General features: G+C 61.4%; 22 protein-coding genes and 4 pseudogenes. 15 read left to right on the forward strand and 11 right to left on the reverse strand.

Annotation, left to right across the window (positions count from 1 at the left end; translation table 11 throughout):
• Positions 1 to 104: 104 nt before the first annotated feature.
• The 5 genes from ACIGJG_RS32875 to ACIGJG_RS32895 all read left to right on the forward strand — a co-directional run bounded on the left by ACIGJG_RS32875 (position 105) and on the right by ACIGJG_RS32895 (position 4,901).
• Complete coding sequence (locus ACIGJG_RS32875; RefSeq protein WP_235679887.1) at positions 105 to 1,007, forward strand: LysR family transcriptional regulator; 903 nt, start codon at positions 105 to 107, stop codon at positions 1,005 to 1,007.
• A gap of 45 nt (positions 1,008 to 1,052) precedes the next feature.
• Entirely contained in the window at positions 1,053 to 1,961 is a 909-nt protein-coding gene (locus ACIGJG_RS32880; RefSeq protein ID WP_011295889.1) for a LysR family transcriptional regulator, read from the forward strand.
• Between the two features lie 120 nt (positions 1,962 to 2,081).
• Complete coding sequence (locus ACIGJG_RS32885) at positions 2,082 to 3,122, forward strand: succinylglutamate desuccinylase/aspartoacylase family protein (RefSeq protein WP_011295890.1); 1,041 nt, start codon at positions 2,082 to 2,084, stop codon at positions 3,120 to 3,122.
• 37 nt (positions 3,123 to 3,159) lie between these two features.
• On the forward strand, positions 3,160 to 4,545 hold the full coding sequence (locus ACIGJG_RS32890; RefSeq protein ID WP_483674175.1) for an MFS transporter: 1,386 nt from the start codon (positions 3,160 to 3,162) through the stop codon (positions 4,543 to 4,545).
• A gap of 2 nt (positions 4,546 to 4,547) precedes the next feature.
• Positions 4,548 to 4,901 carry a RidA family protein gene (locus ACIGJG_RS32895; RefSeq protein ID WP_483674176.1) on the forward strand — a complete coding sequence of 118 codons (354 nt, stop codon included), beginning with the start codon at positions 4,548 to 4,550 and terminating at the stop codon, positions 4,899 to 4,901.
• 145 nt (positions 4,902 to 5,046) lie between these two features.
• On the opposite strand, the pseudogene ACIGJG_RS32900 reads toward ACIGJG_RS32895, so the two are convergent.
• The 6 genes and pseudogenes from ACIGJG_RS32900 to pdxR all read right to left on the reverse strand — a co-directional run.
• Positions 5,047 to 5,374, reverse strand: a pseudogene (locus ACIGJG_RS32900) (IS30 family transposase); the annotation flags it as partial.
• Positions 5,375 to 5,444: 70 nt separating this feature from the next.
• Complete coding sequence (locus ACIGJG_RS32905) at positions 5,445 to 5,819, reverse strand: helix-turn-helix domain-containing protein (RefSeq protein ID WP_483674177.1); 375 nt, start codon at positions 5,817 to 5,819, stop codon at positions 5,445 to 5,447.
• 180 nt (positions 5,820 to 5,999) lie between these two features.
• Positions 6,000 to 6,203: a hypothetical protein gene (locus ACIGJG_RS32910; protein WP_140953404.1), complete on the reverse strand. Its 204-nt coding sequence runs from the start codon at positions 6,201 to 6,203 to the stop codon at positions 6,000 to 6,002.
• Positions 6,204 to 6,305: 102 nt separating this feature from the next.
• On the reverse strand, positions 6,306 to 6,761 hold the full coding sequence (locus ACIGJG_RS32915) for a carboxymuconolactone decarboxylase family protein (RefSeq protein ID WP_011295895.1): 456 nt from the start codon (positions 6,759 to 6,761) through the stop codon (positions 6,306 to 6,308).
• A 24-nt stretch (positions 6,762 to 6,785) separates the two neighbouring features.
• Positions 6,786 to 7,202, reverse strand: coding sequence for a cupin domain-containing protein (locus ACIGJG_RS32920; protein WP_483674178.1), 417 nt, complete (start codon positions 7,200 to 7,202; stop codon positions 6,786 to 6,788).
• A gap of 119 nt (positions 7,203 to 7,321) precedes the next feature.
• Complete coding sequence (pdxR, locus tag ACIGJG_RS32925) at positions 7,322 to 8,731, reverse strand: MocR-like pyridoxine biosynthesis transcription factor PdxR (RefSeq protein ID WP_483674180.1); 1,410 nt, start codon at positions 8,729 to 8,731, stop codon at positions 7,322 to 7,324.
• Between the two features lie 181 nt (positions 8,732 to 8,912).
• On the opposite strand from pdxR, the gene ACIGJG_RS32930 reads away from it, so the two are divergent.
• Positions 8,913 to 9,572 carry an HD domain-containing protein gene (locus ACIGJG_RS32930; protein ID WP_011295898.1) on the forward strand — a complete coding sequence of 220 codons (660 nt, stop codon included), beginning with the start codon at positions 8,913 to 8,915 and terminating at the stop codon, positions 9,570 to 9,572.
• A gap of 52 nt (positions 9,573 to 9,624) precedes the next feature.
• Positions 9,625 to 10,347 (forward strand): SDR family oxidoreductase, encoded by a 723-nt coding sequence (locus ACIGJG_RS32935; RefSeq protein WP_483674182.1) that lies wholly within the window; start codon positions 9,625 to 9,627, stop codon positions 10,345 to 10,347.
• 384 nt (positions 10,348 to 10,731) lie between these two features.
• Here the strand turns inward: ACIGJG_RS32935 and ACIGJG_RS32940 are convergent, their stop codons facing one another.
• Both ACIGJG_RS32940 and ACIGJG_RS32945 read right to left on the reverse strand, forming a co-directional pair.
• Positions 10,732 to 11,760 carry a Bug family tripartite tricarboxylate transporter substrate binding protein gene (locus tag ACIGJG_RS32940; RefSeq protein ID WP_483674184.1) on the reverse strand — a complete coding sequence of 343 codons (1,029 nt, stop codon included), beginning with the start codon at positions 11,758 to 11,760 and terminating at the stop codon, positions 10,732 to 10,734.
• A gap of 72 nt (positions 11,761 to 11,832) precedes the next feature.
• Positions 11,833 to 12,126 carry a hypothetical protein gene (locus ACIGJG_RS32945; RefSeq protein ID WP_483674185.1) on the reverse strand — a complete coding sequence of 98 codons (294 nt, stop codon included), beginning with the start codon at positions 12,124 to 12,126 and terminating at the stop codon, positions 11,833 to 11,835.
• Positions 12,127 to 12,222: 96 nt separating this feature from the next.
• On the opposite strand from ACIGJG_RS32945, the pseudogene ACIGJG_RS32950 reads away from it, so the two are divergent.
• From ACIGJG_RS32950 to ACIGJG_RS32985, 8 genes and pseudogenes are all read left to right on the forward strand, one after another.
• A pseudogene (locus tag ACIGJG_RS32950) lies at positions 12,223 to 12,627 on the forward strand (transposase); the annotation flags it as partial.
• Positions 12,628 to 12,777: 150 nt separating this feature from the next.
• Positions 12,778 to 13,683 carry a LysR family transcriptional regulator gene (locus ACIGJG_RS32955; protein WP_483674187.1) on the forward strand — a complete coding sequence of 302 codons (906 nt, stop codon included), beginning with the start codon at positions 12,778 to 12,780 and terminating at the stop codon, positions 13,681 to 13,683.
• A gap of 150 nt (positions 13,684 to 13,833) precedes the next feature.
• The gene (locus ACIGJG_RS32960; protein ID WP_483674189.1) at positions 13,834 to 14,712 is read left to right on the forward strand and encodes a TauD/TfdA dioxygenase family protein; all 879 of its coding nucleotides are present in this window, start codon (positions 13,834 to 13,836) and stop codon (positions 14,710 to 14,712) included.
• Between the two features lie 119 nt (positions 14,713 to 14,831).
• On the forward strand, positions 14,832 to 15,833 hold the full coding sequence (locus tag ACIGJG_RS32965) for a Bug family tripartite tricarboxylate transporter substrate binding protein (RefSeq protein WP_483674191.1): 1,002 nt from the start codon (positions 14,832 to 14,834) through the stop codon (positions 15,831 to 15,833).
• A gap of 52 nt (positions 15,834 to 15,885) precedes the next feature.
• Positions 15,886 to 17,061 carry an iron-containing alcohol dehydrogenase gene (locus ACIGJG_RS32970; protein WP_483674192.1) on the forward strand — a complete coding sequence of 392 codons (1,176 nt, stop codon included), beginning with the start codon at positions 15,886 to 15,888 and terminating at the stop codon, positions 17,059 to 17,061.
• An 80-nt stretch (positions 17,062 to 17,141) separates the two neighbouring features.
• Positions 17,142 to 18,779 carry an acyl-CoA synthetase gene (locus ACIGJG_RS32975; RefSeq protein ID WP_483674193.1) on the forward strand — a complete coding sequence of 546 codons (1,638 nt, stop codon included), beginning with the start codon at positions 17,142 to 17,144 and terminating at the stop codon, positions 18,777 to 18,779.
• A gap of 98 nt (positions 18,780 to 18,877) precedes the next feature.
• Positions 18,878 to 19,714, forward strand: coding sequence for a fumarylacetoacetate hydrolase family protein (locus ACIGJG_RS32980; RefSeq protein ID WP_483674195.1), 837 nt, complete (start codon positions 18,878 to 18,880; stop codon positions 19,712 to 19,714).
• The gene (locus ACIGJG_RS32985; RefSeq protein WP_483674197.1) at positions 19,704 to 20,798 is read left to right on the forward strand and encodes an AbrB family transcriptional regulator; all 1,095 of its coding nucleotides are present in this window, start codon (positions 19,704 to 19,706) and stop codon (positions 20,796 to 20,798) included. Before ACIGJG_RS32980 ends, ACIGJG_RS32985 begins: the two co-directional genes overlap by 11 nt.
• A gap of 209 nt (positions 20,799 to 21,007) precedes the next feature.
• Here the strand turns inward: ACIGJG_RS32985 and ACIGJG_RS32990 are convergent.
• The 3 genes and pseudogenes from ACIGJG_RS32990 to ACIGJG_RS33000 all read right to left on the reverse strand — a co-directional run.
• Positions 21,008 to 22,043 (reverse strand): annotated as a pseudogene (locus ACIGJG_RS32990) (IS30 family transposase); the annotation flags it as partial.
• 1 nt (position 22,044) lies between these two features.
• Positions 22,045 to 22,422: pseudogene (locus ACIGJG_RS32995) on the reverse strand (transposase); the annotation flags it as partial.
• 183 nt (positions 22,423 to 22,605) lie between these two features.
• A complete protein-coding gene (locus tag ACIGJG_RS33000) occupies positions 22,606 to 23,580 on the reverse strand; it encodes an IS5 family transposase (RefSeq protein ID WP_483672899.1) in 975 nt (324 codons plus the stop codon).
• Between the last annotated feature and the right edge of the window lie 74 nt (positions 23,581 to 23,654).

Below are 23,654 nucleotides of genomic sequence, written 5' to 3' on the forward strand. Positions count from 1 at the left end.
AGGATCCTCGTCGCGCCGATTAGGTGCCTTTACCGGGAGTTACTGTGCCATCAGTGGCATAATCGAACTCCGCCAATGGTGAGTCCCCCGCCATGCCTCTGGACATGAACGACACTCTGGTTTTTCTGAAAGTCGTCGAATCCGGCAGTTTCACGGCCGCGGCGGACGACTTGCGGTTGCCCAAGACCACCGTCAGCCGCCGGGTGCGCGAGCTTGAGCAACGGCTCGGCGTGCAGCTCCTGCATCGGACCACGCGCCGCCTCGGCCTGACCGAAGCCGGCACGCTCTACTTCGAAACCTGTCGCGCCATTCCCGGCCTGCTCGCTAAGGCCGATGCGGTAGTCGACCAACTGCGCGGCGTGCCGCGCGGCACGCTGCGGATCACGGCTTCGTACTCGCTGTCAGTCAATTTGCTGGGGCCGCTGCTGGCGGATTTCCGCGCTGCCTGTCCGGAGGTCGGCATCGATCTCGTGCTGAACCACCGCACGCTTGACCTCGTGGGTGAAGAGATCGACCTCGCACTGCGCATGGGCGATCTGCCGGACTCCTCAATGGCCGCGCGCTGGCTCACGACGTTTCCGAACCGCGTCTACGCCAGTCCCGCCTACCTGGCGCGCTATGGGGCGCCGGCCCATCCCCGCGATCTAGGCCAGCATGCGGCACTCGCCACGCGCGTGGCACGCCGCAGCGGTACCCATGCGTGGCCCATGCGGCAGGACGGCACGGGAGAGGCGCTGGCCGACTACCCGATCCACCCTGTGATCGAGGCTGACGATCCCGAGGTCCTGAAAGCGCCGCTGTTCGCCGGCGCGGGACTGATGATGGCCACCGACATGATCATGGCGCGCCATGCTGCTCAGAGACTGGTGGTGCCGGTACTGCCTGGATGGGTGGGCCGCTGCCCGGCCCTGCATGCGGTCTTTCCACGCGGGCAAGTGCAATCGCCAAAGCTGCGCGCATTCATTGATTTCTTAGTGCCGCGCCTCGGCGGCGACCATTTGTGCTGACACCCTCCTTCCGGCAGCGTCTGCGACACTCCAAAGGCCGACATCGTGGAACTACGACACCTGCGCTACTTCATCGCCGTAGCCGAGCATGAGAGCATCCGGCTCGCCGCTGAGCATATCCACGTCACACAGCCGGCGATCTCGCGGCAGATCCATGATATGGAGGAGGAGCTCGGCTTTGCCTTATTCTCGCGCACACCGCGCGGGCTGAAGCTGACGACCGCAGGCAAAGCCTACCTGCGCGACGCGCGCGCCGCGCTGGACCGGCTCGAAGCTGCAGCCCGCGCCGCGCAACGGATCTCCGCAGGGGTACAGGGATACCTCCGGCTCGGCTTCGTGGAGAACAGCGGCTGGGACGGCGCCGTACCCCATGTGTTCCGGCGCTTTCAGGCAGAGGTGCCGGGCGTGCGCATCGAGCTGGTGCCAATGAACACGCCGCAGCAACTCGACGCACTGCGCGAAGGCTCGCTCGACGGCGGCTTCATCTACCAGTACGGCCCCCTGGAGCCTTCGCTAGCCACGGTGCCGCTAGCCACCAACAACGTGGTGCTGGCAGTGCCCCACGCCTGGACGCTGCCGGCCCACGACAGCTCGCGCCAGCCAACGGTGGCCCTCCGCGACATCGCTGGCTGGCCGTTCATCATCTTTCCACGTGCGGTCTATCCGCTCTACTACGACCGGCTGATCGGCGCCTGCCAGTCTCTCGGAGTCACGCTCGACGTGGTGCAGGAAGTTTCAACCGAGGCCGCCGTGCTGTCGCTGGTCTGCGCCGGCGTCGGTGCCGCCATCGTCAACTCGGCCAACCTTGGCCGACCTCCCGCGCTGGCGCGCTTCGCATCGCTTTCCGACCTGTCGATTCCCATGCCACTTGTTTTCGTGCATCACGCGGATACGACCGATCCGGCACTCGAGCGCTTCGTCGAGACCGTAGCGTCTGTGCGAGCGATGCCGTAGAGGCATCATCGCCCCTAAAAAACGGCATTTGTAGGCAATTCATTCACGAGCAATAGTGCATGCATCAGCGGCACGGACACTTACGTCCGGCCGCCCGTTTTCCCCACCAAGGAGACAGGCATGCAAGGCCACCCCCACGATCCGCTCATCCTCAACCGCAAATCCCTAATCTCGACCGAAGTCGACTACGAACGCGAAGGCTTCCAGACCGGCGTGTTGCGCGTTCCCTTTTCACATGACCGCTCGGCCTATGGCCATATCCCGACGCCCGTGGCGGTGCTCAAGCAGGGCGAGGGCCCGACCGTGCTGCTGACCGGCGGCAACCATGGCGACGAGTATGAGGGACCGGTGGCACTGATGAAACTGTTGCAGCGGATGCCATCGATGCGCATCCGCGGTCGGTTGATCGTCATTCCGGCGCTGAACTTCCCCGCCTTCCTGAACGGCTCGCGCACTTCGCCCATCGACCACGGCAACCTGAACCGTCTGTTCCCTGGCGACCGCAACGGCTCGCTCACGGCAATGATCGCGCACTACGTGGACACGGAGCTTTTCCCTCGCGCCGACGTGGTCCTGGATTTGCATGCCGGCGGTGCATCGTTCAACCACATGCCGACACTGTTGGCCGCGCTGCCGGGCGATCCGTCACGCCATGCCGAGTACATGAAGCTGGTCCACGCCTTCGCTGCGCCGCATACGATGGTGATGGATCTGCTTGGCGAAGACCGTACCTACGGCGCGGCGGCAGAGCACCATGGCACCCTGTTCCTATGCGGTGAATTCGGGGGATATGGGAGCTGCAACGTGGAAGGACTCGCCATCGTCGAGGAAGGACTGAGTCGGGTGCTGCATGCCGCCGGCCTGACACGGGACGACACTCCGCCACCGCCGCGCCACGAAACCCGCGTCATTGCCGTGAACGGCGCCCGGCACTATCTGTTCGCGCCCCGGCACGGGGTGTTCGAGCCCTGCTTCACGCTCGGGCAGGAGGTTGCCGCCGGCCAGCTCGCCGGCCGGCTGTTCGATCCTTACGCTCCCTGGGAGCCGCCGCGCGAGATGCATTTCAGCGGCAGTGGCATGGTGGTCTGTGCCCGGACTTTTGCTGGCGTCGAGCCCGGCGATTGCATCGCGCTCCTCGCTTCGCCCGCCCGGCTCGCCTGACAGCCGCGCCCCTCATCCGAGTTTCCGAGGAGATTCCATGCATCCCAACCAACCTGCGGCGCCCGCAATGGACGCCCTCCGCAACGATGAGACTGACGACACCGGCAGCCTGTCCTCGCATGCCTACGTCGTATTCTTGTTCTTCATTTGCTTCGCCTTCTCGTACATCGACCGTCAGGTCGTCAGCATCCTCGTTCAGCCACTGAAATCGTCGCTGTCGCTCAGCGACACCCAAATTGGCTTGTTGCAGGGCGCGGCGTTCACACTCTGCTACGCGACGGCGGGCGTCTTCGTAGCGCGGCTGGTCGACCGTTCGAATCGTGTGCGACTCAGCGCGGCATGCATCGCCATCTGGGCGATCTCGACCGCAATGTGCGGCACGGCGAGCAGCTTCGGCGAACTGCTGGTCTGGCGCGCGGGTACGGCAATTGCCGAGGCCGCGCTGAGCCCGGCTGCGTTGTCGATCTTCAGCGACCTGTTCCCGCCGCGCAAGGTCACGCGCGCCAGCAGCGTCTTCATGCTCGGGCCATACATGGGAGGTGGCGTGGCGCTGCTCGGCGGAGGTGCGCTGCTGGGCTGGGCGGCCCAGCCCGGTACAGCGGCCTGGCTAGCACAGCAAGGTCTGCAACCGTGGCAGATGGTGTTCTTCGTGGTCGGACTTCCCGGCCTGGCACTGGCAGCAGTGCTGCTGGCGTCGGTCCGGGAGCCAGCGCGCCGCGGCGTGTCGGCAAACCAAGCGGAAGCTGCGCCACCGATCAGCGAGGTGCTGCGCGAACTGTTCGTGCGCAACCGGTTTTGCCTGCCCTACTTCTTCGGCTACGTTGCCCTCATCCTGCTCTTCTACTCGCACGCTGCCTGGTATCCGACCTTGTTGATCCGGAACTTCGGACTGTCGGCCAGCGAGGTCGGGAAAATGACGGGCCCTGTCTATATGCTCGGCGGCATCGCGGGTGTGCTCAGTGCTAGCCTGTTCGTGGGCAAGGTCAGCGACCGCGGTACCCTGCGCAAGGTGCTGCGCATTGCCTGCGGCGCGGCCACCTTGCTGGTGCCCGCCGCATTTGCGGCGCCGCTCGCCCCGGCATTGCTCCTGTCGCTGGCGCTCTATGGACTTTGCGCCTATGCGGCCAGCATTGTCATGGCGCTTGCACCCGTTCCGCTTCAGATCGCGATTCCTAACCGGATGCGCGGCCGCGCCGTAGCGCTGCTGGTGTTCCTGACCAATGCAATCAGCGGCGGCCTGGGTCCGTTCGCGGTGGGTTCCATCAACGAATGGCTCGGCAATCCGAAATCCGGTCTTGCAATCGCGCTTGCGGTCGTCGGCACGACGGCTGCGGCAACCAGCGCCATCCTGTATTTCATTGCCTCAAAGCGGTGCGGTCAGGCCTCTGTCGCTGGCGCAGAGCAAGTAGCGTCGGGAGAATGACCATGTTCAGCCGCAAGCCATATTCAGACTGGGTCGAACACGCCGGGCTGATCTTCTTCTCGGGAAAGACCGGCGCAAACGCGGATGGGAGCATTCCGGCTAACTTTCCTGCTCAGGCGTCGAATGCTATGTCTAACGTATCCACCGCGCTAAGCAACGCAGGCTGTGAGTGGCGTGATGTGATAAAGGTGACCGTATTCCTCACGGACATGCGTGACTACGATAGCTTCAACACCACTTACACCGAGCATCTTGACGGCGTATTTCCCGCTCGTTCTTGCGTGGCGGTCGTCGGCCTGCCACAGGGTGCAGCAGTCGAAATTGAGGTGGTTGCTCGACGAACCGCTGCACGATGACGTAGACAACGACGGCAACAGCGTCGGACCATATGAAGCCGTGCGCTGAAGGTCTAAGTTCCGTGGCCTTTGGCCGGCAGCTTCTTGCCGGCCGATTCTCTGCTGTTCGCGTAGCCACTGGCTGCGGCCGTTCTCGGCTGCAGATTCAACCGGTCGATGCAACAGCTTGATGGAATCGTTCAGCCATCGAAGTTTAGTGTCTTGCGCGGGCGTTCGTTGAGCCGCCTGGCGATGGCGTTGAGCTTGGCTTGCGAGTAGGCTGAGAGATCGGTGCCTTTCGGCAAGTACTGTCTCAAGAGGCCATTCGTGTTCTCGTTTGAGCCGCGTTGCCACGGATGCTGGGGATCGCAGAAGTAGACCTGGATGTCCGTGGCCACGGTGAAACGCTTGTGGCCAGCCATCTCTGTGCCACGATCCCCAGTGAGCGACTTGTACAGTTCCTGCGGCAGATTGCCGGCGTGCTTGATCAGCGCGAGCTTACATGCCTCTGGGCGCCGTGCGCGCTCCCAGGCGAGTTGGTCAGTGGTTCGCCAGATAGCCCTGTCAGCCACCATTTCGCCGGACCTCGCGGCTGACAGTAGAAGGAGCGCGCCCTAGCCGGGCTGCGAGGGATCGGACGGAGTGGCCGGCGACTACTGCGCGCGAAATCTCCTCTCGTTCTAAGGCAGCCCAATAATAGACCCGCGTCGAATGCTCGAAAAGGAACTCCCCCTCAGAATCACGTATGTATTGAGCAGCGTCGCGTGTCAATTTGCTGTCGGGGATCGCTATGTTGGGCGTTCTATCGGCCGTTTCCGAACTTTGAAGGTCCGGTGCAAGCGCCCGGCCAGCGGCACGCACGTTCGACGCTTGAATGAAACCCAGCACAAGAATTAGAAGCACGGCGCAAGCCGAACTCACCAAGCGAGCGATCTTCATAGTCCAATTCCTTTTCAACATGCGGACTTCTGCGGCCGTCCCGTCCGGCGAGAGATGGCTATTACATTTCCCCACAACTGATCGACTTCCACTAAGACCATTGCCGATGACCGTCGAGCGGACACTACACGCGTTGATGCTAGGGATCCTGTCAACTACAAGCGCATCGCGAGTCGTCGGTCACCGTGCTGAAGGTCGACTGGAGTCGATGTTCCATTCCCCTCGTTGAACGGCGATTTGTTCCTTGGGCTTCTCTTCACGGAGGCTGACCACTACCACCAGCCTGCGCTGGTCTTCGGTGCACTCGCTTTTTGCAAGTCCGATAACTTCGATTTCGACGCCTGCGGTCACCAGTTGAACGCCTCTGAAAATTTTGAGCTGCAACGTGCTGCGCCTATGCAAAGCGGCTGCAAAATTGCGTCAGAGAATCGTGCGCGGCTGATGCCGAAGTCCAGGCGCTTTTCCGTGTGAAAACCCGCAATGCTTTTACGGTTCCATCACGGCCTGCGGCGTGTTCCGGAAGCTGATTGCCATACGGTTATAGGTATTCATCAAACCGATGGCGATGGTCAGGTCAACCAGCTCGCGTTCATTGAACACGGAGCGGGCAACCTCGTAGGCCGCGTCCGGCACGCCGGTCTGCGCCACCAGCGTGACCGATTCGGCCCATGCGAGTGCTGCGCGCTCGCGGAGGTCGAAGAGATCGCCTCCTTCCCGCCACGCCTGCACCAGGGCCAGTTTTTCGACCTTTACGCCTTTTTTCAGCAGGTCGCGTGTATGCATGTCCAGGCAATAGGCGCAGTTGTTGATCTGCGAGACGCGGAGGTAGACCAGGTCGACGAGAACCGGCGACAGGTCGCTCTGCATGACGTAGCCGTAGACGCCGCCAAGGGCTTTGACGCCCGCAGGCGCAATCTGAACGTAGTCGAGACGCTTGCTCATGAGGTGACTCCTTAAGGTGGTGGATTACTTGATGGGGGTGGTCAACGCTTTGTCGTTGCTATCCACGACGAACACGGCGAGTAGCTTTGCAGGCTCTGTTTCGCTCGCGTTGCGGCTTATGCGGTGAACGGCGCCGGGCTTCTCGAAGAAGCTTTCGCCGGCATGGTAGACACGCTTCGGACCGTCATCGACCTGTGACTCGATCTCGCCAGATACGACATAGGCATAGATGAAGGCCGAGCCCGCATGCCTGTGCGCTGAAGACGCGGCACCCGGTGCGTAATCGACGACGACGGCGGTCAACGACTTGCCCGGAATGTTGGGAATGGCGTGCTGAAAGTTTGGTGTGACGGTTTCAGCCGCCCCGTGCGCCGCGGCGGGCACGGCGATGCCGAAGGCCATGGCTGTACAGGCGGCTCTCGCGATGGATTGAATGTTCATGGATGTCGGGCTCCTTTGTGCTTTCGCATTGTCGTGTGACATGCGGGCACGCAAAAGCACCAGGAATGAACATTTTCACTGTACCAAGAAGCGATGGCAAAGTAGGTGTCGCTGGTGCGTCAGTGGCGCCCGCGAGCGAGTTCCAGCAGGCGGGAACAGTTGGCCGGTAGCGTTCCTTCATTCAGATTCGTCACGCCGAGCAGTAGCCCCTGCTGCCCCGGATCGCCCGTGTACCAGGGAGAGAGAGGAACTGGGGCCAGCCCGAAAGCTCGCGCCCGCAAAGCGATATCGACATCCGATACGGATTGGGGAAGCGCGGCCACGACGGTCATGCCGGCGGCGGCCTGGACCCTAAGCGATTCCGAGGCCTGGTCCTTCAGACAACGAACGAGAGCTTCCTGCCGCGCAGCGTAGAGACGTTTCATTCGTCGCAGATGGCGAAGATAGTGTCCGTCGTGCATGAACTCGGTCACGGCGTGCTGCACGGCTGCAGCCGGGGCGGGCGAAAGGCACGCCGCGACCTCGCCGAAGTGGCGTGCCATGGCGGGAGGGGCGATGAGAAACCCCAGGCGCAATGCCGGGCTGATCGTCTTGCTGAAGGTCCCGACGTGCAGCACCCGTCCGTCCTGATCGAGCGAGGCCAATGCCGGTGCGGCCCGTCCTTTCAGCTGCAATTCGCCAAGGTAATCGTCTTCGACGATCCAGGCATCGTGTTGTTTGGCCCAGCCGAGCAGTGATATCCGTCGAGCGAGAGACATCGTCATCCCGAGCGGGGCCTGCTGGCCCGGTGTCACCACCGCGAGGACGGCTTCGGGTGCGATCCGGATGCCGGCGTCGATATCGAGCCCCTCCGCGTCAACGGGCACTCCCGCCACGGTCATGCCTGCCAGCCCGAGCGCCGTACGCGTGAGCGGGAATCCGGGGTTTTCCATCCAGGCTTGTCTGCCTTCCACGCGCAGGGCACGAATCGCGAGATTGAGCGCGCCGGAGAAACCTGCAGTGACGAAGACCTGGGACGGACTGCATCGAAGCCCGCGTGAGACACCAAGATATGCCGCGATCTCCTGTCGCAATTCCGGTTCGCCGCGTGGATCGGGGTAGCCGACAGGAGCCGCTGCCGCCCGGCGCGCCGCGCGCGCCTGAATGCGTGACCAGAGCTTGAACGGAAAGGCGTCCTGGGAAGGCACACCCATTTGAAACGCCAAAGGCGCCGCGTTGAAATCGTAGAACAGATCAGGCAGCGGCGGCGCCTCGGGAGACCACCCGGTCGTCGTTGGCGACGGCCGCGCGGCTACCCGGGTGCCAGCCGCACCCAGGCCCATCGCGAACTGCTCGTCGATCAGACGTTCATAGGCGGCCCGCACGGTGCCCCGGGACACGCCGAGCTGGGCGGCCAGATCCGACCAGGAGGGCAACCGCGCGCCGGCGGCAAGCTGGCCCGACTCGATCGCATCTCGAATCGAGCCGTAAATTTGCGCCGATAGAGAGATGCGTCCGGAGCGATCGAGGCCGATAGAAAGCTTTGTCATGGACGCAATAGTACATTCGGATTGTTCGATCTTGGGTCTATTCCATGACCCAAGAGAAGCGTAACTTTCTCCATGTAGCGCCGCCAGACAATTCCCATGCGGGACCAGGGGACCACGCGGCGCGGTCCGGAAGTCAAGTGTGTCGCAGAAACCGCACGCTATCTACAGATCGAGGAACCCGATGAAGCAGGATAAAACAGCGCCGGCGAACGACATGGCTGGCGTCGTCATTCCCGACAGCCAGCTCGCGCGGGAGGTCGCGCAGCTCATTCGCGACACCGAAAGCGAACTGCTGTTCAATCACTCGACACGCGTCTACTTATGGGGCGCGCTGCTGGGAAAACGAAACAGCGTCGCCTTCGACCCGGAACTGCTCTACGTTGCGTCCATGTTTCACGATATCGGTTTGACGTCGGCCTATCGTGAAAGCGAACTGCGTTTCGAAGTGGACGGCGCCAACGCCGCGCGCGATTTTCTGCGCAGCCATCATGTTGACGAGGCGGACGTCGCGAAAGTGTGGACCGCTGTAGCGCTCCATACGACGCCGGGCATTCCCGAGCACATGCATGGTGAAATCGCGCTCGTGCAAGCCGGGGCTGGAATGGACGTGGCGGGACGAGGCTTCGATGCGCTTACGGAGGAACAGCGTGCAGCGGTGGTCGCGGGCTATCCGCGCGGTGCTGATTTCGCCGGGCAGATGATCGATGCCTTCTACGACGGCATGAAGCATCGCCCGGGCACTACGTTCGGCACCTTCAATGACGACTTTCTGGCGTACAAGGATCCAGGCTTCGAGCGCGTGAACTTGTGCAGCATCATCTTGAATTCCCGTTGGGGCTGACGTCCTTGCGGACCATACGGCCCAGCTCTCTTATGCCTTTCAGGATTTTCCGATGTTCAAACGTACATTCTTGGTAACGGGCGCCAGCAAGGGTATCGGGCGTGCGTTGTCGAACCGGCTCGCCGCCGACGGCCACCAGGTCGTCGGTCTCGCACGCGGCGCCGACGATTCAAGTTTTCCCGGCACACTGGTTTCAGTCGATCTGACGGATCGAAATGCGACCGCGCGTGCGCTCGAGGGGCTGGCCGAGCGCTACGCCTTCGATGGCGTCGTCAATAACGCTGGGTTCGTCCGGCTGGCCGGTGTTGAAGCGATCGATCTCGACGATCTCGAAGCGTCCTTTCGTCATAATCTCACTTCTGCCGTGCAGACCGTACAAGCCCTGCTGCCCGGCATGCGGAAGCGAGGGTGGGGGCGAATCGTCAATCTCTCCAGCCTTGTCGTTCTTGGCGTGGCCAACCGCACGGCTTACGCTGCGGCGAAAGCCGCGATGATGAGCTTTACGCGCACGTGGGCGCTTGAGCTTGCGCAGACGGGCATCACTGTCAACTCCGTCGCGCCTGGGCCCACCGAAACCGAACTGTTCCGGCAGAACACACCCATGGGCAGCCAAGCGGAGCAGCGCTTTCTTTCGCTCGTGCCGATGAAGCGGTTTGGCAAGCCTGAGGAATTGGCTGCGGCTTTAGCATTCTTTCTGTCCGAGGATGCGGGCTTTATCACTGGACAAACGTTATTCGTTGACGGTGGCGCGTCGGTGGGAAAGGCGGCGTTCTGATCGCCTACCTGTCATCGTGCTCGAAGTAGGCGGGGCGCAATACCGCGCTTCGCAAATACGCTCGAAACGACTTCGCGACAGCCGCTAGCGCGTTAGTGGCTAGATTCACAATCTCTCTCTCCGGTTCGTCAACCGCTCTCGGCACAATGACGAACTTCTACGCCGCTCCAGCAATGGGGTGGCTCTTCTATACCCCCAGCGAACGACTGTTGCACTCCATCAAGGGACGCCCATGGCAGCGAGTGCTGACTGGCCGAAGCGGGTTGGGTAGCGCCGGCCGGCGCCCTTCCCTTGGCCGCGTGACTTCGGCCATGAAGCGTTTGATATTTAGGTGTCAGCTTCGCATCAGTTTATCTAACGAAGACCCATTCCTGGTTTGGACTTTCAGTAGAGCAAGCATAATGTCGAAGGGATTGCGCGATTCACTGCTCTGCGTAGAGACCTGTGATCTGGGCCACCTGCCGCCAGCGATTGACATCCTCCGTCAGGAAAGGCGAAGTGAGTAGTGGGTAGCGGCGTGACGATGCTCCCCTCCTGCTCCAGCCGGCTGCGCACGGTCGATTGCTGCATGATCTTCATCAGTGCGTCGTTCAACTTTGCGACGATGGCTGGCGGCGTACCTGCTGGTGCCATCACGCCGGACCAGAAGCTCATCACGAAGCCCTCCTGTACCTGCTGATTCATCGTTGGCACGTTCGCCAGCAGGGGCAACGGCTGTTTCGTTGTCACCGCCAGTGCACGGACCTTGCCGCTCTTTATGAATGGAAGCACCGGGAGCACGTTGCTGAACATGATCTGCACCTGCCCGCTCATTAAGTCCGATATGGCGGGGCCGCCCCCTTGATAGGGCACATGCGTCCAGTCGAGGCCGGCTCGTTTCTTCAGCAATTCCGCGGCGAGCTGTTGTGGAGATCCTACCCCAGTGGACGCATAATTGACGGTCCCAGGGTGGGCCTTGGACCAGGCAACCAACTCCGCAAGCGTCTTGGGTGCGAATGCCGGCGAAGCCGCAAGCACAAACGGCGAGTCCGATAGTAGTGTCACGGGAACGAAGTCGCGGGTCGGATTGAAGCGCGTCCGTGCGTCCACGGCAGGCGCAATTGTTACGTTTGCAGTGGCCAGCAACAGGGTGTAGCCATCGGGGGCGGCGCGGGCCGCCGCCTCCGTGCCAATTGCCCCCGACGCGCCAGCTCGGTTCATGATCACGACCGGTGTGCCAAGTTCCCGGCTCAGTTCCGCGCCCACAACTCGCGCGAGGATGTCCGTGCCGCCGCACGGCGGATAAGCCACGATCATCTGTATCGGCTTGCTCGGATAAGGCGCATCGCCCTGTGCCAATTCTGGCACCGGCTGGGTCAGAAGGGCAAGCGCGCCGAGGCAGGCTGCAAAGTGCCGGTCATGGGGCAGTCTCATGCTTGTCTCCGGTACTGCATGGGTTAGACGTTCGCGAGCGCCGGCTGTGTGGCGCTTCACTTGATTCCTGCCTTACCGGCTCGATGCGAGGAACGATTTGCAATCGCAAGTGTGGAAATTCAGCACGTCGCGGTCCACCTCGGGCCAGTAGCCGGCAGGCAACCGGATAGCGCCCTGTCGGAACGGCAGCGGATTGGCGAACAGGCGCTCGCGCACCTTCAGGAAGCGGGTCATTTCGCCGGCGTTTTCGATAGCAACGGCGGCTACGCATGCCTCCATCCAGCATCCGATCTCGATGGAGACCCCATCGCCGAGCACGGGCGTCATGCCGAGTTCCCGAATGCGGCGCAGGGCGTCGCGCAACATGACCGCGCTGCCAACCTTCTTGAGCTTTAGGGATGGTGTTCAAAACTCATGCGACTTCGGGTACGCATGAACGCTGCTTCCAGCGACAATAGGCGCATGAAACAAGCTGACCTTGGCCTGGACCTGAGCAATCGCCGCACGCGCAAGCTCGTGTTTCTAGACGAGATGGAACGTGCAGTGCCGTGGGATGCGTTTCTGGCATTGATTGCTCCGCACGCCCCGACCAAGGCAACGGGCCGCCGGCCGTTTCCTCTCGCGTCGATGCTTCGAATCCATCTGATGCAGCAATGGTTTGGTCTGAGCGACGTGGCGATGGAAGAAGCTTTGTATGACACGCCGCTGTACCGCGAATTCACTGGTTTGGGTGGCATGAGCCGCCTGCCTGACCGCGTCAGCATTCTGCGCTTTCGGCATCTGCTTGAGCGACACCAGCTTGCCGAGCAGTTTCTCAAGACGGCCAACGAGCAACTCAACGCCCGCGGCTTCCTCCTCAAGGAAGGCCAACAGTAGACGCTTTCTATTTATCCGTATAATTTCATTGTGTGATAAATTTATTTATTCTATTTATACGTCAAGCCCGCGAAACTCTGGGCCGCCCGTGCGGGCCAAGAGCCCTTCTCGTGGCCAGCCCCAGCTAAGCCGCCTTCCACGATGACCATTACATTCCGCCAAATCGAGTTCTTCCTGGCTGTAGCCGATACTCTCAGCTTCAGCCGGGCCGCTCAAATCTGCCACATCTCGCAGCCTGCGCTGAGCATGAACATCCGCAAGCTGGAGGAGGCACTCGGAGCGCGCCTATTCGATCGTCATACCCGCAATGTTTCCCTGACAGCAGTGGGACAGGCCTTCTACGGCATGGCGCAGATGCTGGTCGACAACATGCTGCAGGCACAGGGCAATATCCAGGACTTCGTGCGGGGGAAACGCGGCAAGCTGGTCATCGCTTCTGGCCCGTCGATCGCCAGCCATTTCGCCCCTGAGGCAGTGTCGCGCTTTCTCGGAATGCATCCGGACGTCGAGGTAAGGCTGCACGACGAACTCTCTGACATCTGCATCGACATGCTTCGTAGCGGCAAGGCGGATATTGCCTTGATACCGTCTCCGGGCGAGACGGATGATCTACAGCTCATGGAACTGTTTCGCGACCACCTGGTAGCGATCTTTCCCGCCGACCATGAATTGGCGCAACGCGAGGTTGTGCACTGGCGCGATCTTCAAGGCTTTCCTCATATCCAGGTGAAGAACACCAGCAGCCTGCGTCAGATTGTGGAGGCCCAGATGTCTCGTGCCGGCAAGCCGTTTCGACCCGCGCACGAGGTAGCGCATGCAGCAACAATGCTCGGCCTGATCGATGCCGGCCTGGGCGTTGGCGTCCTATCCGAGGCCAGCCTCAAGCACGCCAACATGGGGGGGCTTTCGCATCGTCGCATCGTTAGTCGTTCGGCCTATCGGACGATCTGTGCCGTATGGCTGAGGCACCGCAGCCCCGTGCCGACCCTGCATGCCTTCGTGGAGGTGTGCAAGCAGATCGCCGGCACCATTCAGCCAGTGGTGTAGCAGTCTTTCGGCGCGCCGGTCTACGAACCCCAGGCTGGTCGGGTTCGCCCATTTTATAATCGGTAAGAATTAATACATCAGAAAATGAAAATAGACGGATTAATTGGTTTCCCATAATCTTTGGACATGTTCCAAGGAGATAGAGTCACCATGAGCCTGGTAACCGAACCTACCCGAAATCTGACGATCACCAAGCTGGGCCCGGCACTTGCTGCCGATATTGCCGGAGTCGATCTGAACCAGCCGTTGACGTCGCAGCAGGTCGAGCAACTGCATGCCGCATGGAAAGAGCACATGGTGTTGCGCTTTCGCGGCCAGGCTGCCCTGACCTTAAGGAACCTTGTCGATTTCTCGCGCCACTTCGGCGCGCTCGACAAGCGTCCCACTGTCAGCTACGAAATGAGCGCCGAGCACAATGCTCTGCCCGACGAAATTACGGTGATTTCCAATATCCGCTCAGGCGGCAAGCCGCTAGGGGCACTCGGAGACGGTGAGGCAGTCTGGCATGCCGACATGACGTATAACCCGCGGCCGCCGACGGGTGCGGTCCTGTACAGCAAAGAAGTACCTCCGACAGGCGGCAATACACATTTCGCCAATATGTGCGCGGCCTATGAATCACTGGAGCCGGTACTGAAAAAGCGCGTCGAAACTCTCAGTTGCGTACATGATGCGAGCCGCAACAGCGCGGGCGAACTCCGCCTGGGCTACACAGATAACGACGACCCGCGCAAGACGGTCGGAGCAACCCACCCGCTCGTGATGGAACATCCCCAGACCGGGCGGCGATACCTCATGCTCGGACGCCGCCGCAACGCCTATGTCGTGGGCCTCTCTCTGGAGGACAGCGAAGCGCTGCTGGACAGGCTCTGGTCCCACGCTACCCAGCCCTGCTTCTCATGGGCCCAGGTCTGGACGACAGGCGACGTCGTCATGTGGGACAACCGGTGCACGCTGCACAAACGCGACTCGTTTGACCCGGCGACGCGGCGCTTGATGTTCCGCACTCAGATCAGCGCAGACCGCTGATCGCCGCGCTGCGATTCCATCGCGGCACGTCTGCAAGACTACAAAACCAGAATATCCACAGCCAGTGGACCAACGGTAGACAACCAGGGCGGCCCTACCGCCCGGATCCGGAGACAAAGTTGAAACGCATCAGCCCCCCCTTCATGGGCCGCGTCAGCGCGGCCATTCTGTGGATTGCGATGACCCCATACCTGTCGGGAGCCGCAATCGCCACGACTGCCGACTACCCTGTCAAGCCGATCAGAATGATCGTCCCGGGGCCGCCAGCGGGCGCGACCGACGGCATTGCCCGCGTGATCGGCGCCGATATCTCCGCGGACCTAGCCCAGCCGGTCGTGGTGGAGAATCGCGCCGGTGCCGGCGGCATCATCGGCGCCAGGGCCGTGGCCGATGCGCCCGCCGATGGCTACACGCTCTTGAGCGGACATGTGGCAACCAACGCAATCGTACCTAACCTGGTCAAACCCAAGCCATATGACGCGGTCACCGACTTCACCCCGCTCGCTCTTATCGGCACGGCGCCGGACATCCTTGTCGTCCCGGCTGCGAGCGGCATAAAGACGCTCGCCGATCTGGTGGCGCTCGGCAAGCGCGGCCCGCCGATTGCATTTGGCTCTCCCGGCGTCGGCATGCCACAGCAAATCGAGGCAATCGAGTTGTCCAGGCGTGCCGGGGTGGCAATGTCTCATGTGCCGTACCGCGGCACCGCACCGGCCCTGATCGACCTTGCGGGAGGGCAAATCACCATGATGTTCGCCACACCGGCCGCGGCGGCCCCGTTTCTGAAGTCCGGGCAGATACGGGCGCTCGCGATCGCCGCGCCGGAACGCAGCAAGTTTTTCCCTGGCGTGCCCACCCTGAAGGAACTGGGATACGGTGGCGTGGAACGCACGGTCTGGTTCGGCTTCTTCGCTCCGGCCAGGACTCCGCCCGCAGTGGTCGAGCGGCTAGGCAAGTCCATCACGGCGTCTCTGGCCAAGCCCGCAGTACGCGCCAAGCTGGAAGGCCTATATGTGGAAGTCGCCAAGGATCCAAGCCAGTTGGCCTTCACCAACCTGGTGAAGCAGGAATCCTCAAGGTGGGGCAGTGAGCTCAGCGCAAAGGGCATATTGCCAGAATGAGAAGCGTCCTCGACAAAACTTAATCACGGACCGGAACATTGTGAATAGCGAGATGATTCGACCCACAACCATCACGCAGACCGCCACGGAGAGCGTGACCCTCGGGCGCCCTGCCGCTGAGGCAGTAGCCGAGTTGGCGCATAGCCGCGTTGCCAAGCGTGTGCTCATTCTCGCCAGCGGCACACTGAGCCGCGAGACAGACGAAGTCACACAGATTGCCGACGCGCTCGGCGGCCGCCATGTCATGACATGGGAGGGCATCCGGCCCCATGTCCCACGGCTCGACGTCATTGCTGCCACAGAGGCCGCGCGCAGTAGCGCGGCAGACCTTATCGTGACGGTCGGTGGCGGTTCGGTGACCGATGCCGGCAAGGCCGTCGCGTTCTGCTTGCAGAACGGCATCACCGATGCCAGTCAGTTTGACGACTACCGCATTCGGGTATTAAGCAACGGTGCATGGCAAAAGCCAGACTTCGCCGATCCCGATGTGCGGGTGATCTGCGTGCCCACCACCCTTTCTGGCGGTGAATTCAGCCCTTTGACTGGTGTTACTGACGAGCGCGTCGGACAGAAGCATGGCTATATGCAGCGTAGCCTTGCGCCTGTACACATTGTGCTCGATCCGGCCATCACCGTGCACACGCCAGAATGGCTGTGGATGTCCACCGGCATCCGGTCAGTCGATCATGCCACCGAAACCCTTGCCTCCCTGCAATCGAATGACTTTTGTGACGGCATGGCGGAAAGCGCTTTGCGTCTTCTATCGGAGGGCTTGTCGCGGGTCAAGTCCGACCCTGGAGACATGGCAGCACGACTGATGTGCCAGGTCGGAGCATGGCAATCGAAGATACCGAGCATATCGGGCGTCCCGATGGGCGCCAGTCATGCGATCGGCCATGTACTCGGGGGCACCTTCGGGGTACCGCATGGATATACCTCGTGCGTGATGGCGCCATACGTCCAGGCGTGGAACGCCAAGATGGTCGCCAGGCGGCAGGCACGGATCAGTGCGAGTCTCGGTGCCGCGTCGGCGCCGGCAGCGGCGCTGCTGGACGAGCTGATTCGCAAGCTCGGCATGCCTCGCACGTTGCGGGAGGTAGGTGTGGGACGTGAACACTTCCAGCGTATTGCCGAATACACGCTGGAGGACATGTGGGGAAAGACAAATCCGCGTGAACTCCGCTCCATCGACGACGTGATCGAGATCCTCGAGGCCGCCCTGGGCTGAGCCGCATTCCGGTTTTTTCCGATCGATTTTCAAGACCATGCTGACGTGCCCTGCAGGCAGGGCGCGCGGAGGCTACTCTCATGCCGACTGACTACGAAACGGGGCTTGGCAAGACCAGCGCGAATTTCGTCCCATTGACCCCGATCGACTTCCTTGTTCGCGCTGCAGAAGTCTACGGCAATCGCACCGCCATCGTGCATGGGCCGCTGCGCCAGAATTGGCGCGAAACCTATGTCCGCTGCAGGCAACTGGCGAGCGCGCTGCAACAGGCTGGTGTAGGAAAAGGCGACACGGTTGCAGCGCTGATGCCGAATACCCCCGCCATGATCGAGGCGCACTTCGGCGTGCCAATGGCGGGCGCCGTGCTCAACGCAATGAATACCCGCCTGGACTCGGCCAGCATCATCTTCATGCTGCGCCACGGCGAGGCAAAGGTGCTTCTGGTTGATACGGAGTTTGCCGATCTGGTCGGGCAGATTCGACAATCGCTGCCAGGACTGCTGATCGTAGCCGTGCATGATGTTCTGGGTCCGCATCCCGAAGTCGGCTTGGGCTACACCGATTATGAGGCGCTGCTCGCGAGCGGCGACCCGGACTTTCCTTGGCGCGTGCCGGATGATGAGTGGGACGCCATTGCCCTGAACTACACCTCAGGAACAACAGGGGACCCGAAGGGCGTGGTCTATCATCACCGGGGCGCCGTGCTCAATGCCATTTCGAACATACTCGAGTGGGACATGCCCAAGCATCCCGTGTACTTGTGGACTTTACCGCTGTTCCATTGCAATGGCTGGTGCTTTCCCTGGACCATTGCCGCACGGGCTGGCGTCAATGTCTGCCTGCGCAAGTTCGATCCGGCGACAGTATTCGATCTGATGCGCAATGAGGGGGTGACGCACTATTGCGCAGCGCCGATTGTGCACTCCGCACTCGTCAACGCACCCGCTTCGATGCGGGAAGGGCTGAAACGGCCCGTACGCGGCATGGCGGCGGGTGCCCCACCGCCTGCAGCTGTCCTTGCGGCGCTCGAAGCTGTGGGCGTCGAACTGACTCATACATACGGGCTCACAGAGGTCTACGGTCCTGCCGCCGTGTGCGCTGAGCAGGAGGGGTGGGAATCGCTGGCAGCGAACCAGAGGGCCGTGCTTAAAGCCCGCCAGGGGGTGCGCTATCACCTGCAGGCAGGCTTGACTGTCATGGATCCGGCAAGCATGGAGCCAGTGCCCGCGGATGGCGAGACGATTGGCGAAATCATGTTCCGCGGCAACATCTGCATGAAAGGCTACCTGAAGAATCCGTCCGCCACGCGCGACGCATTCGCGGGCGGCTGGTTCCATACCGGGGACCTTGGCGTCATGCATCCGGATGGCTACGTAAAGATCAAGGATCGCGGCAAGGACATCATCATCTCCGGCGGCGAAAACGTGTCCAGCGTGGAAATTGAGGACGCGCTTTACCAGCATCCCGCCATCCTCGCAGCGGCAGTGGTCGCACAGCCCGACCCGAAATGGGGCGAGACGCCCTGCGCGTTCATTGAGTTGAAATCTGGCATGCAGGTCAGCCCCGACGAACTGATCGCCCATTGTCGGACACTGCTCGCAGGCTTCAAGGTGCCAAAGGCGTTCTATTTCGAATCTCTGCCCAAGACATCAACCGGGAAGATTCAGAAGTTCGCACTGCGGCGCAAAGTCAAGTCCGATACCGCGATCGACGTATGAGGACCGCGGGTGGTGAAGTACGGGCAATCCGTCCGCTGCGTACACGGCCGCCCCAATCCGTACCGGGACACCAGTTCATTTTTTCAGGGGAAGTTGAGATGCGTTACGTGCGTTTTGGTTACAAGGGCAGGCATTACCTCGGAGAGCGTGTCGACGGCGGTGCGCGCGTGCTCGGAGAGATGTCACTCGAATCCCTGCTGCACCAGGGCGTTGATCTGGAGACCTTCTCGCCCAATGGCGGCGAAGGCGCTTTTGTCGCCGAGAGCGATATGGTCTACCTACCGGTGCTGGAGCGCCCTGCGAAGATCTTCTGCGTAGGACTGAACTACGCGGAACACACGCAGGAAAGCCGGTTCGAGCAGCCAGCCTATCCCACTATCTTCGCCCGTTACCACACGAGCCTTGTCGGCCACGGCCAGCCAATCGTGCGCCCGCGTGTGTCGGACAGTCTGGACTTCGAAGGCGAATTGGCGGTGGTGTTGAAGCATGGCGGACGTCATATTCGCAGAGAACATGCACTGGCCTGTGTGTGTGGCTATGCCTTGTTCAATGACGCATCGGTGCGGGAGTATCAATTTCTCTCGCCGCAATGGACCATGGGCAAGAACTTTGATGCCACGGGCGCCTTTGGCCCGGAGCTTGTCACGGCGAGTGAATTGCCGGACGGCGCAAGGGGACTGGAATTGCAGACCAGACTGAATGGCAAACTGGTTCAGTGTGCCAGCACAGACAGCATGATCCACGACGTCGCATCGCTCATCGAGATCATCAGCGCCGCGGTTACGCTCGAAGCCGGCGATGTCATCGTGACCGGGACCCCGGCGGGCATCGGCTGGGCTCGTGAGCCAAAGTTGCTGATGAAACATGGAGATGTGTGCGAGGTCTCCATGACCGGCTTTCAGGCACTTCGCAATCCCGTCCGGAATGAATGCTGAAATGGCGGTTTCCGCACCACGAACGCGCCAGCTTGCCCGGACCGGACTGCGCGTATTCTATGCGCTGATCGTGGGTCTGGCTGGCGGTTTGTCATGCCAATTCCTGCATGTACCCGTCCCGTGGCTAACCGGTCCGCTGTTGAGCGTGGCTGCCGGCAGCATGCTGGTCGGCAGCCTCGCCACGCCGCGGTGGGTCCGCTATACGGGCCAGTGGATCGTTGGCATCGCGCTCGGTCTGCATTTCGCGCCGCCGGTTGTTGCCGAGATTCTTCGGTTCATTCCATGGATGCTGTTGGGTGCATTCGGAGCGCTAGCGGTCGGAACGCTTGGCGGCATGGCGATGAGCCGAATTGGTTGTATGGATGCGGCAACCTCGCACTTTGCCACTGCATTGGGTGGTGCGCCGGAAATGGCGAATGCGGCCGAGCGAAATGGCGCCCGGGTCGATCAGGTGGTCACCGCGCATACGCTGCGCCTGGTGTTCGTTGTCGCAAGCGTGCCTGCGCTTCTAGCGCTGCTCCAGCCAGCCTGCGTGGTGCGCCAACATATCGTGGGGGCCAGCCTCCCCTCCCCGCCTTTCCTGATCCTGGCAGTAATCACGCTGCTATTGGCGCAGGTGGCCGGCAAGCTCTCTCTGCCGAATGCTTATACTTTGGTGCCGCTGCTGGTAAGCGCGATTGTCGCGGGAAACGGTATCTACCATGTCCCAGCTCCGCCGCGCTGGGTCGGACAGGGCGCCCAGCTTCTGATCGCCACCTCGCTTGCGGGTCAGTTTTCGCGAGGGTCGTTGCGTGCCTCATCCCGGCTTGTGATGCCTGTCCTCCTCTACAGCGCGGCTGGTATAGCGGTGGCTGTTGCGGGCGCGCTCCAGGCCGGGGTGTTGACCGGGTTGCCAGTGACGACGCTAATTCTCGCGCTGGCGCCGGCCAGCATGGCGGACATGGGCATGACTGCGGAGGCGCTATGTCTGTCGGTGGCGGTCGTTACGGGATTTCATGTGGTGAGACTTCTCTCTGTCCTCGCGATGACCGGCCCGCTATTCCGATTGTTCCGTTATGCCGCAGTTCGATCTACTGATAAGTAGCCCTTCGATAACCTTCGCCTCGTCTTCCCGAAGCATTAGAGAACCGGCAGCGGAGAAATACCTCATCCAAGCTTTCTGCTCTCTTCGTCTCGGACGACTGATTCGTGCCGGACTCCGGCTGTCCGCAGTAGGTGCAGGCTACGAGCCAGAAGGGGTCGGGAGCCGCCGACGAGCACCCGCTCCTCACATGACTGAAGTCGGCTGCGGATTCAACCGGTCGATGCAACGTACTGGTGAAACCTTTCAGCCGGCGTATCGAAGTTCAACGTCTTGCGAGGGCGCTCGTTTAGTCGCCTGGCTACGGCGTTGAGTTTCGCTTGCGAATATGCTGAGAGGTTGGTGCCTTTCGGAAAATACTGCCTCAGCAGTCCATTCATGTTTTCATTCGAACCGCGTTGCCAGGGATGCTGAGGGTCGCAGAAATAGACTTGAATATTTGTCGCTACAGTGAAGCGCTTGTGCCCGGCCATTTCTGTGCCCCGATCCCAGGTCAGCGATTTGTAGAGCTCCTGCGGCAGCTTCCTGACGTGCTTGATCAGCGCGTTGAGCACAGCCTCAGAATCCTTGCCAGCCGTCTTCACCAGCATCACGAACCGGCTCTGGCGTTCAACCAGCGTTGCGATTTGGCTGTTAGCGTCGCCGAATAGCAGGTCGCCCTTCCAGTGCCCTGGTATCGCACGATCTTCGGCCGTGGCAGGACGTTCGCTGATCGAGACGGCGTCCGCGATGTTGGTGCGTCCTTCAGTTTTCATTGTGTACTGGCGCGACCGACGCATGACTCTCGAGCGCCGCAAATGCTCCAGCAACTCCTTCTTCAAAGCGCCACGCGCCTGAATGTGAAGGCTACGATAGATCGCCTCGTGTGACACCTGATAGTCCTTGTTGGCCGCATAGACATGCTTGAGCCAGCCTGCAATCTGCTCGGGGACCACTGCAGCCTCAGCTTGCCGGCGACGACCTGCGCCAGCACCCGGTTCCTGACAAGCTTACAGAGCTTCGGGCGACGCGCTCGCTCCCAGGCCAGTGCATCGGCCTGGCTCGCACGATAGCTCTGCCGCCCCCATTGCGCTCGAGCTCACGGCTAATGGTAGACGGAGCGCGATTCGGCCGCGATGCAATGGCCCGAATCGAAAGCCCTAACGCCAGCGAGCGCGATATCTCCTCACGCTCGGCAAACGTCAACGCTCGCGCGGCGCGATGGCGTTGTGCTGGTCGAATGCCTCCCGCGTCCGACAAGATCCTCTGCTATGAAACGACGGCAGACATTGCGAATGCCCGCGCCGTTATCCCTGCGGAAGTCTGCAATCGTCTTGAAGTCCGGCGCCAGTCGACCGGTAAGCCACATCAGCTCTATATTGCGTTGGCATTCGCGCTCCAGGCGGCGGCTGGACTGGATCCGGTTGAGGTAGCCATAGATGTAGATCTTCAACAGGACGGCAGGATGATAAGAGGGGCGACCCGTTGTCGAAGGATTGGCACCTTCGAACCCGAGCGACTCGAGATCCAACTCTTCAACGAACGCGTCGATGATCCTGGCGGGGTTCTCCTCGGCAATGAAATCATCGAGGCATTCAGGAAGCAGCGTAGCTTGCTTGCGATCTTCCCCCTCTATGAATCGCTTCATCCGGTCCCCCAATCTGAATGCGTTGATCCAGTCTAGGGCTACGCTGAACAAGCTGGGTAAATTGAGTGACGCAAGTTGATCAGGAGCCCGTTCGGCCGGAAAAATAGCTGTGGCGATGCGAATTTGCCTTCACGCGCCCCCAATTGGGGTGTGTTGACGGGGCGCCCGCCCCGCATTCGCCCTTTATGGGCGGACTGCTCCCATCAGATGCCCTCGACTCAAGTAGAGATTGGCCAGCGCCAGCGCCGTGAAGGCACGGCCGGCGTTCTTCTTCAGGCCACGGTAGCGGACTTTCGTGAAGCCCCACAGGCGCTTAACCACGGCGAAGACATGTTCAACCCGGGCCCGGATCTTCGATTTGTTACGGTTCTTCCCGCGTTGCACTTCGTCAATCTCCCCGTTCCTGCGGGTCCGCTGATTGGTGAAGTCCTTGGCGTGCGGCGCCTTCGATGCGATCAGCTCCTGCTGACTGGCGTATGCGCTATCACCGTAGACACGCCGCTCCTGCCCATGCAGTAGCTGGGGCAGCGCATGCTTGTCGTGAACATTGGCCGGCGTCACCACCGCGGAATGAGCCAACCCGCTCTGACTATCCACGCCAATGTGCAGCTTCATGCCAAAGTACCACTGCTGGCCTTTGCGGGTCTGATGCATCTCGGGGTCGCGCGACTTCTCTTCATTCTTCGTCGAGCTGGGCGCACCAATGATCGTGGCATCGACAATGGTGCCGGTCTTCAGCTTCACGCCATTGGCTTGCAGGCTTCGGCCAACCTCCGCGAACAGCCGTTCGGCAAGCTGATGTTTCTCCAGCAGCCGCCGAAACTTCAATACCGTGGTGGCGTCCGGCACCGGCTCACGACCCAGGTCAATTCCTACGAAGCGGCGCAGGCTGGCGCTGTCATACAGGGCCTCCTCGCAAGCCAGATCTGCCAGGTTGAACCAGTGCTGCAGAAAGTGGATGCGCAGCATCCGCTCCAGACCAATGGGCCGCCGGCCATTGCCAGCCTTCGGATAGTACGGCTCAATCGCGGCGCACAATGCCGCCCACGGCACGATCTGCTCCATCGTCGCCAGAAATTCCTCACGTCGCGTTGGCTTGCGGTGTTGCTCGAAACCTGCGCATTGGTCTGCACCCGCTGCCAACGTCATCTGCTTCATGTTCTTCTCTTTGCGCTCGTGATTCTTCAAATAACGCGCCTTCTCACGAACCGGAGGACTTGATCAGCATTGCC

Source organism: Cupriavidus sp. C1SS-2L, assembly GCF_057073735.1.

Excerpts from the sequence above, each read along its gene's own strand:
- ACIGJG_RS32875 (WP_235679887.1), top strand. The coding sequence starts at position 105 with ATGAACGACACTCTGGTTTTTCTGAAAGTCGTCGAATCCGGCAGTTTC.
- ACIGJG_RS32885 (WP_011295890.1), top strand. The coding sequence starts at position 2,082 with ATGCAAGGCCACCCCCACGATCCGCTCATCCTCAACCGCAAATCCCTA.
- ACIGJG_RS32890 (WP_483674175.1), top strand. The coding sequence starts at position 3,160 with ATGCATCCCAACCAACCTGCGGCGCCCGCAATGGACGCCCTCCGCAAC.
- ACIGJG_RS32895 (WP_483674176.1), top strand. The coding sequence starts at position 4,548 with ATGTTCAGCCGCAAGCCATATTCAGACTGGGTCGAACACGCCGGGCTG.
- ACIGJG_RS32905 (WP_483674177.1), bottom strand. The coding sequence starts at position 5,819 with ATGAAGATCGCTCGCTTGGTGAGTTCGGCTTGCGCCGTGCTTCTAATT.
- ACIGJG_RS32915 (WP_011295895.1), bottom strand. The coding sequence starts at position 6,761 with ATGAGCAAGCGTCTCGACTACGTTCAGATTGCGCCTGCGGGCGTCAAA.
- ACIGJG_RS32920 (WP_483674178.1), bottom strand. The coding sequence starts at position 7,202 with ATGAACATTCAATCCATCGCGAGAGCCGCCTGTACAGCCATGGCCTTC.
- pdxR (WP_483674180.1), bottom strand. The coding sequence starts at position 8,731 with ATGACAAAGCTTTCTATCGGCCTCGATCGCTCCGGACGCATCTCTCTA.
- ACIGJG_RS32930 (WP_011295898.1), top strand. The coding sequence starts at position 8,913 with ATGAAGCAGGATAAAACAGCGCCGGCGAACGACATGGCTGGCGTCGTC.
- ACIGJG_RS32935 (WP_483674182.1), top strand. The coding sequence starts at position 9,625 with ATGTTCAAACGTACATTCTTGGTAACGGGCGCCAGCAAGGGTATCGGG.
- ACIGJG_RS32940 (WP_483674184.1), bottom strand. The coding sequence starts at position 11,760 with ATGAGACTGCCCCATGACCGGCACTTTGCAGCCTGCCTCGGCGCGCTT.
- ACIGJG_RS32945 (WP_483674185.1), bottom strand. The coding sequence starts at position 12,126 with ATGTTGCGCGACGCCCTGCGCCGCATTCGGGAACTCGGCATGACGCCC.
- ACIGJG_RS32955 (WP_483674187.1), top strand. The coding sequence starts at position 12,778 with ATGACCATTACATTCCGCCAAATCGAGTTCTTCCTGGCTGTAGCCGAT.
- ACIGJG_RS32960 (WP_483674189.1), top strand. The coding sequence starts at position 13,834 with ATGAGCCTGGTAACCGAACCTACCCGAAATCTGACGATCACCAAGCTG.
- ACIGJG_RS32970 (WP_483674192.1), top strand. The coding sequence starts at position 15,886 with ATGATTCGACCCACAACCATCACGCAGACCGCCACGGAGAGCGTGACC.
- ACIGJG_RS32975 (WP_483674193.1), top strand. The coding sequence starts at position 17,142 with ATGCCGACTGACTACGAAACGGGGCTTGGCAAGACCAGCGCGAATTTC.
- ACIGJG_RS32980 (WP_483674195.1), top strand. The coding sequence starts at position 18,878 with ATGCGTTACGTGCGTTTTGGTTACAAGGGCAGGCATTACCTCGGAGAG.
- ACIGJG_RS32985 (WP_483674197.1), top strand. The coding sequence starts at position 19,704 with ATGAATGCTGAAATGGCGGTTTCCGCACCACGAACGCGCCAGCTTGCC.
- ACIGJG_RS33000 (WP_483672899.1), bottom strand. The coding sequence starts at position 23,580 with ATGAAGCAGATGACGTTGGCAGCGGGTGCAGACCAATGCGCAGGTTTC.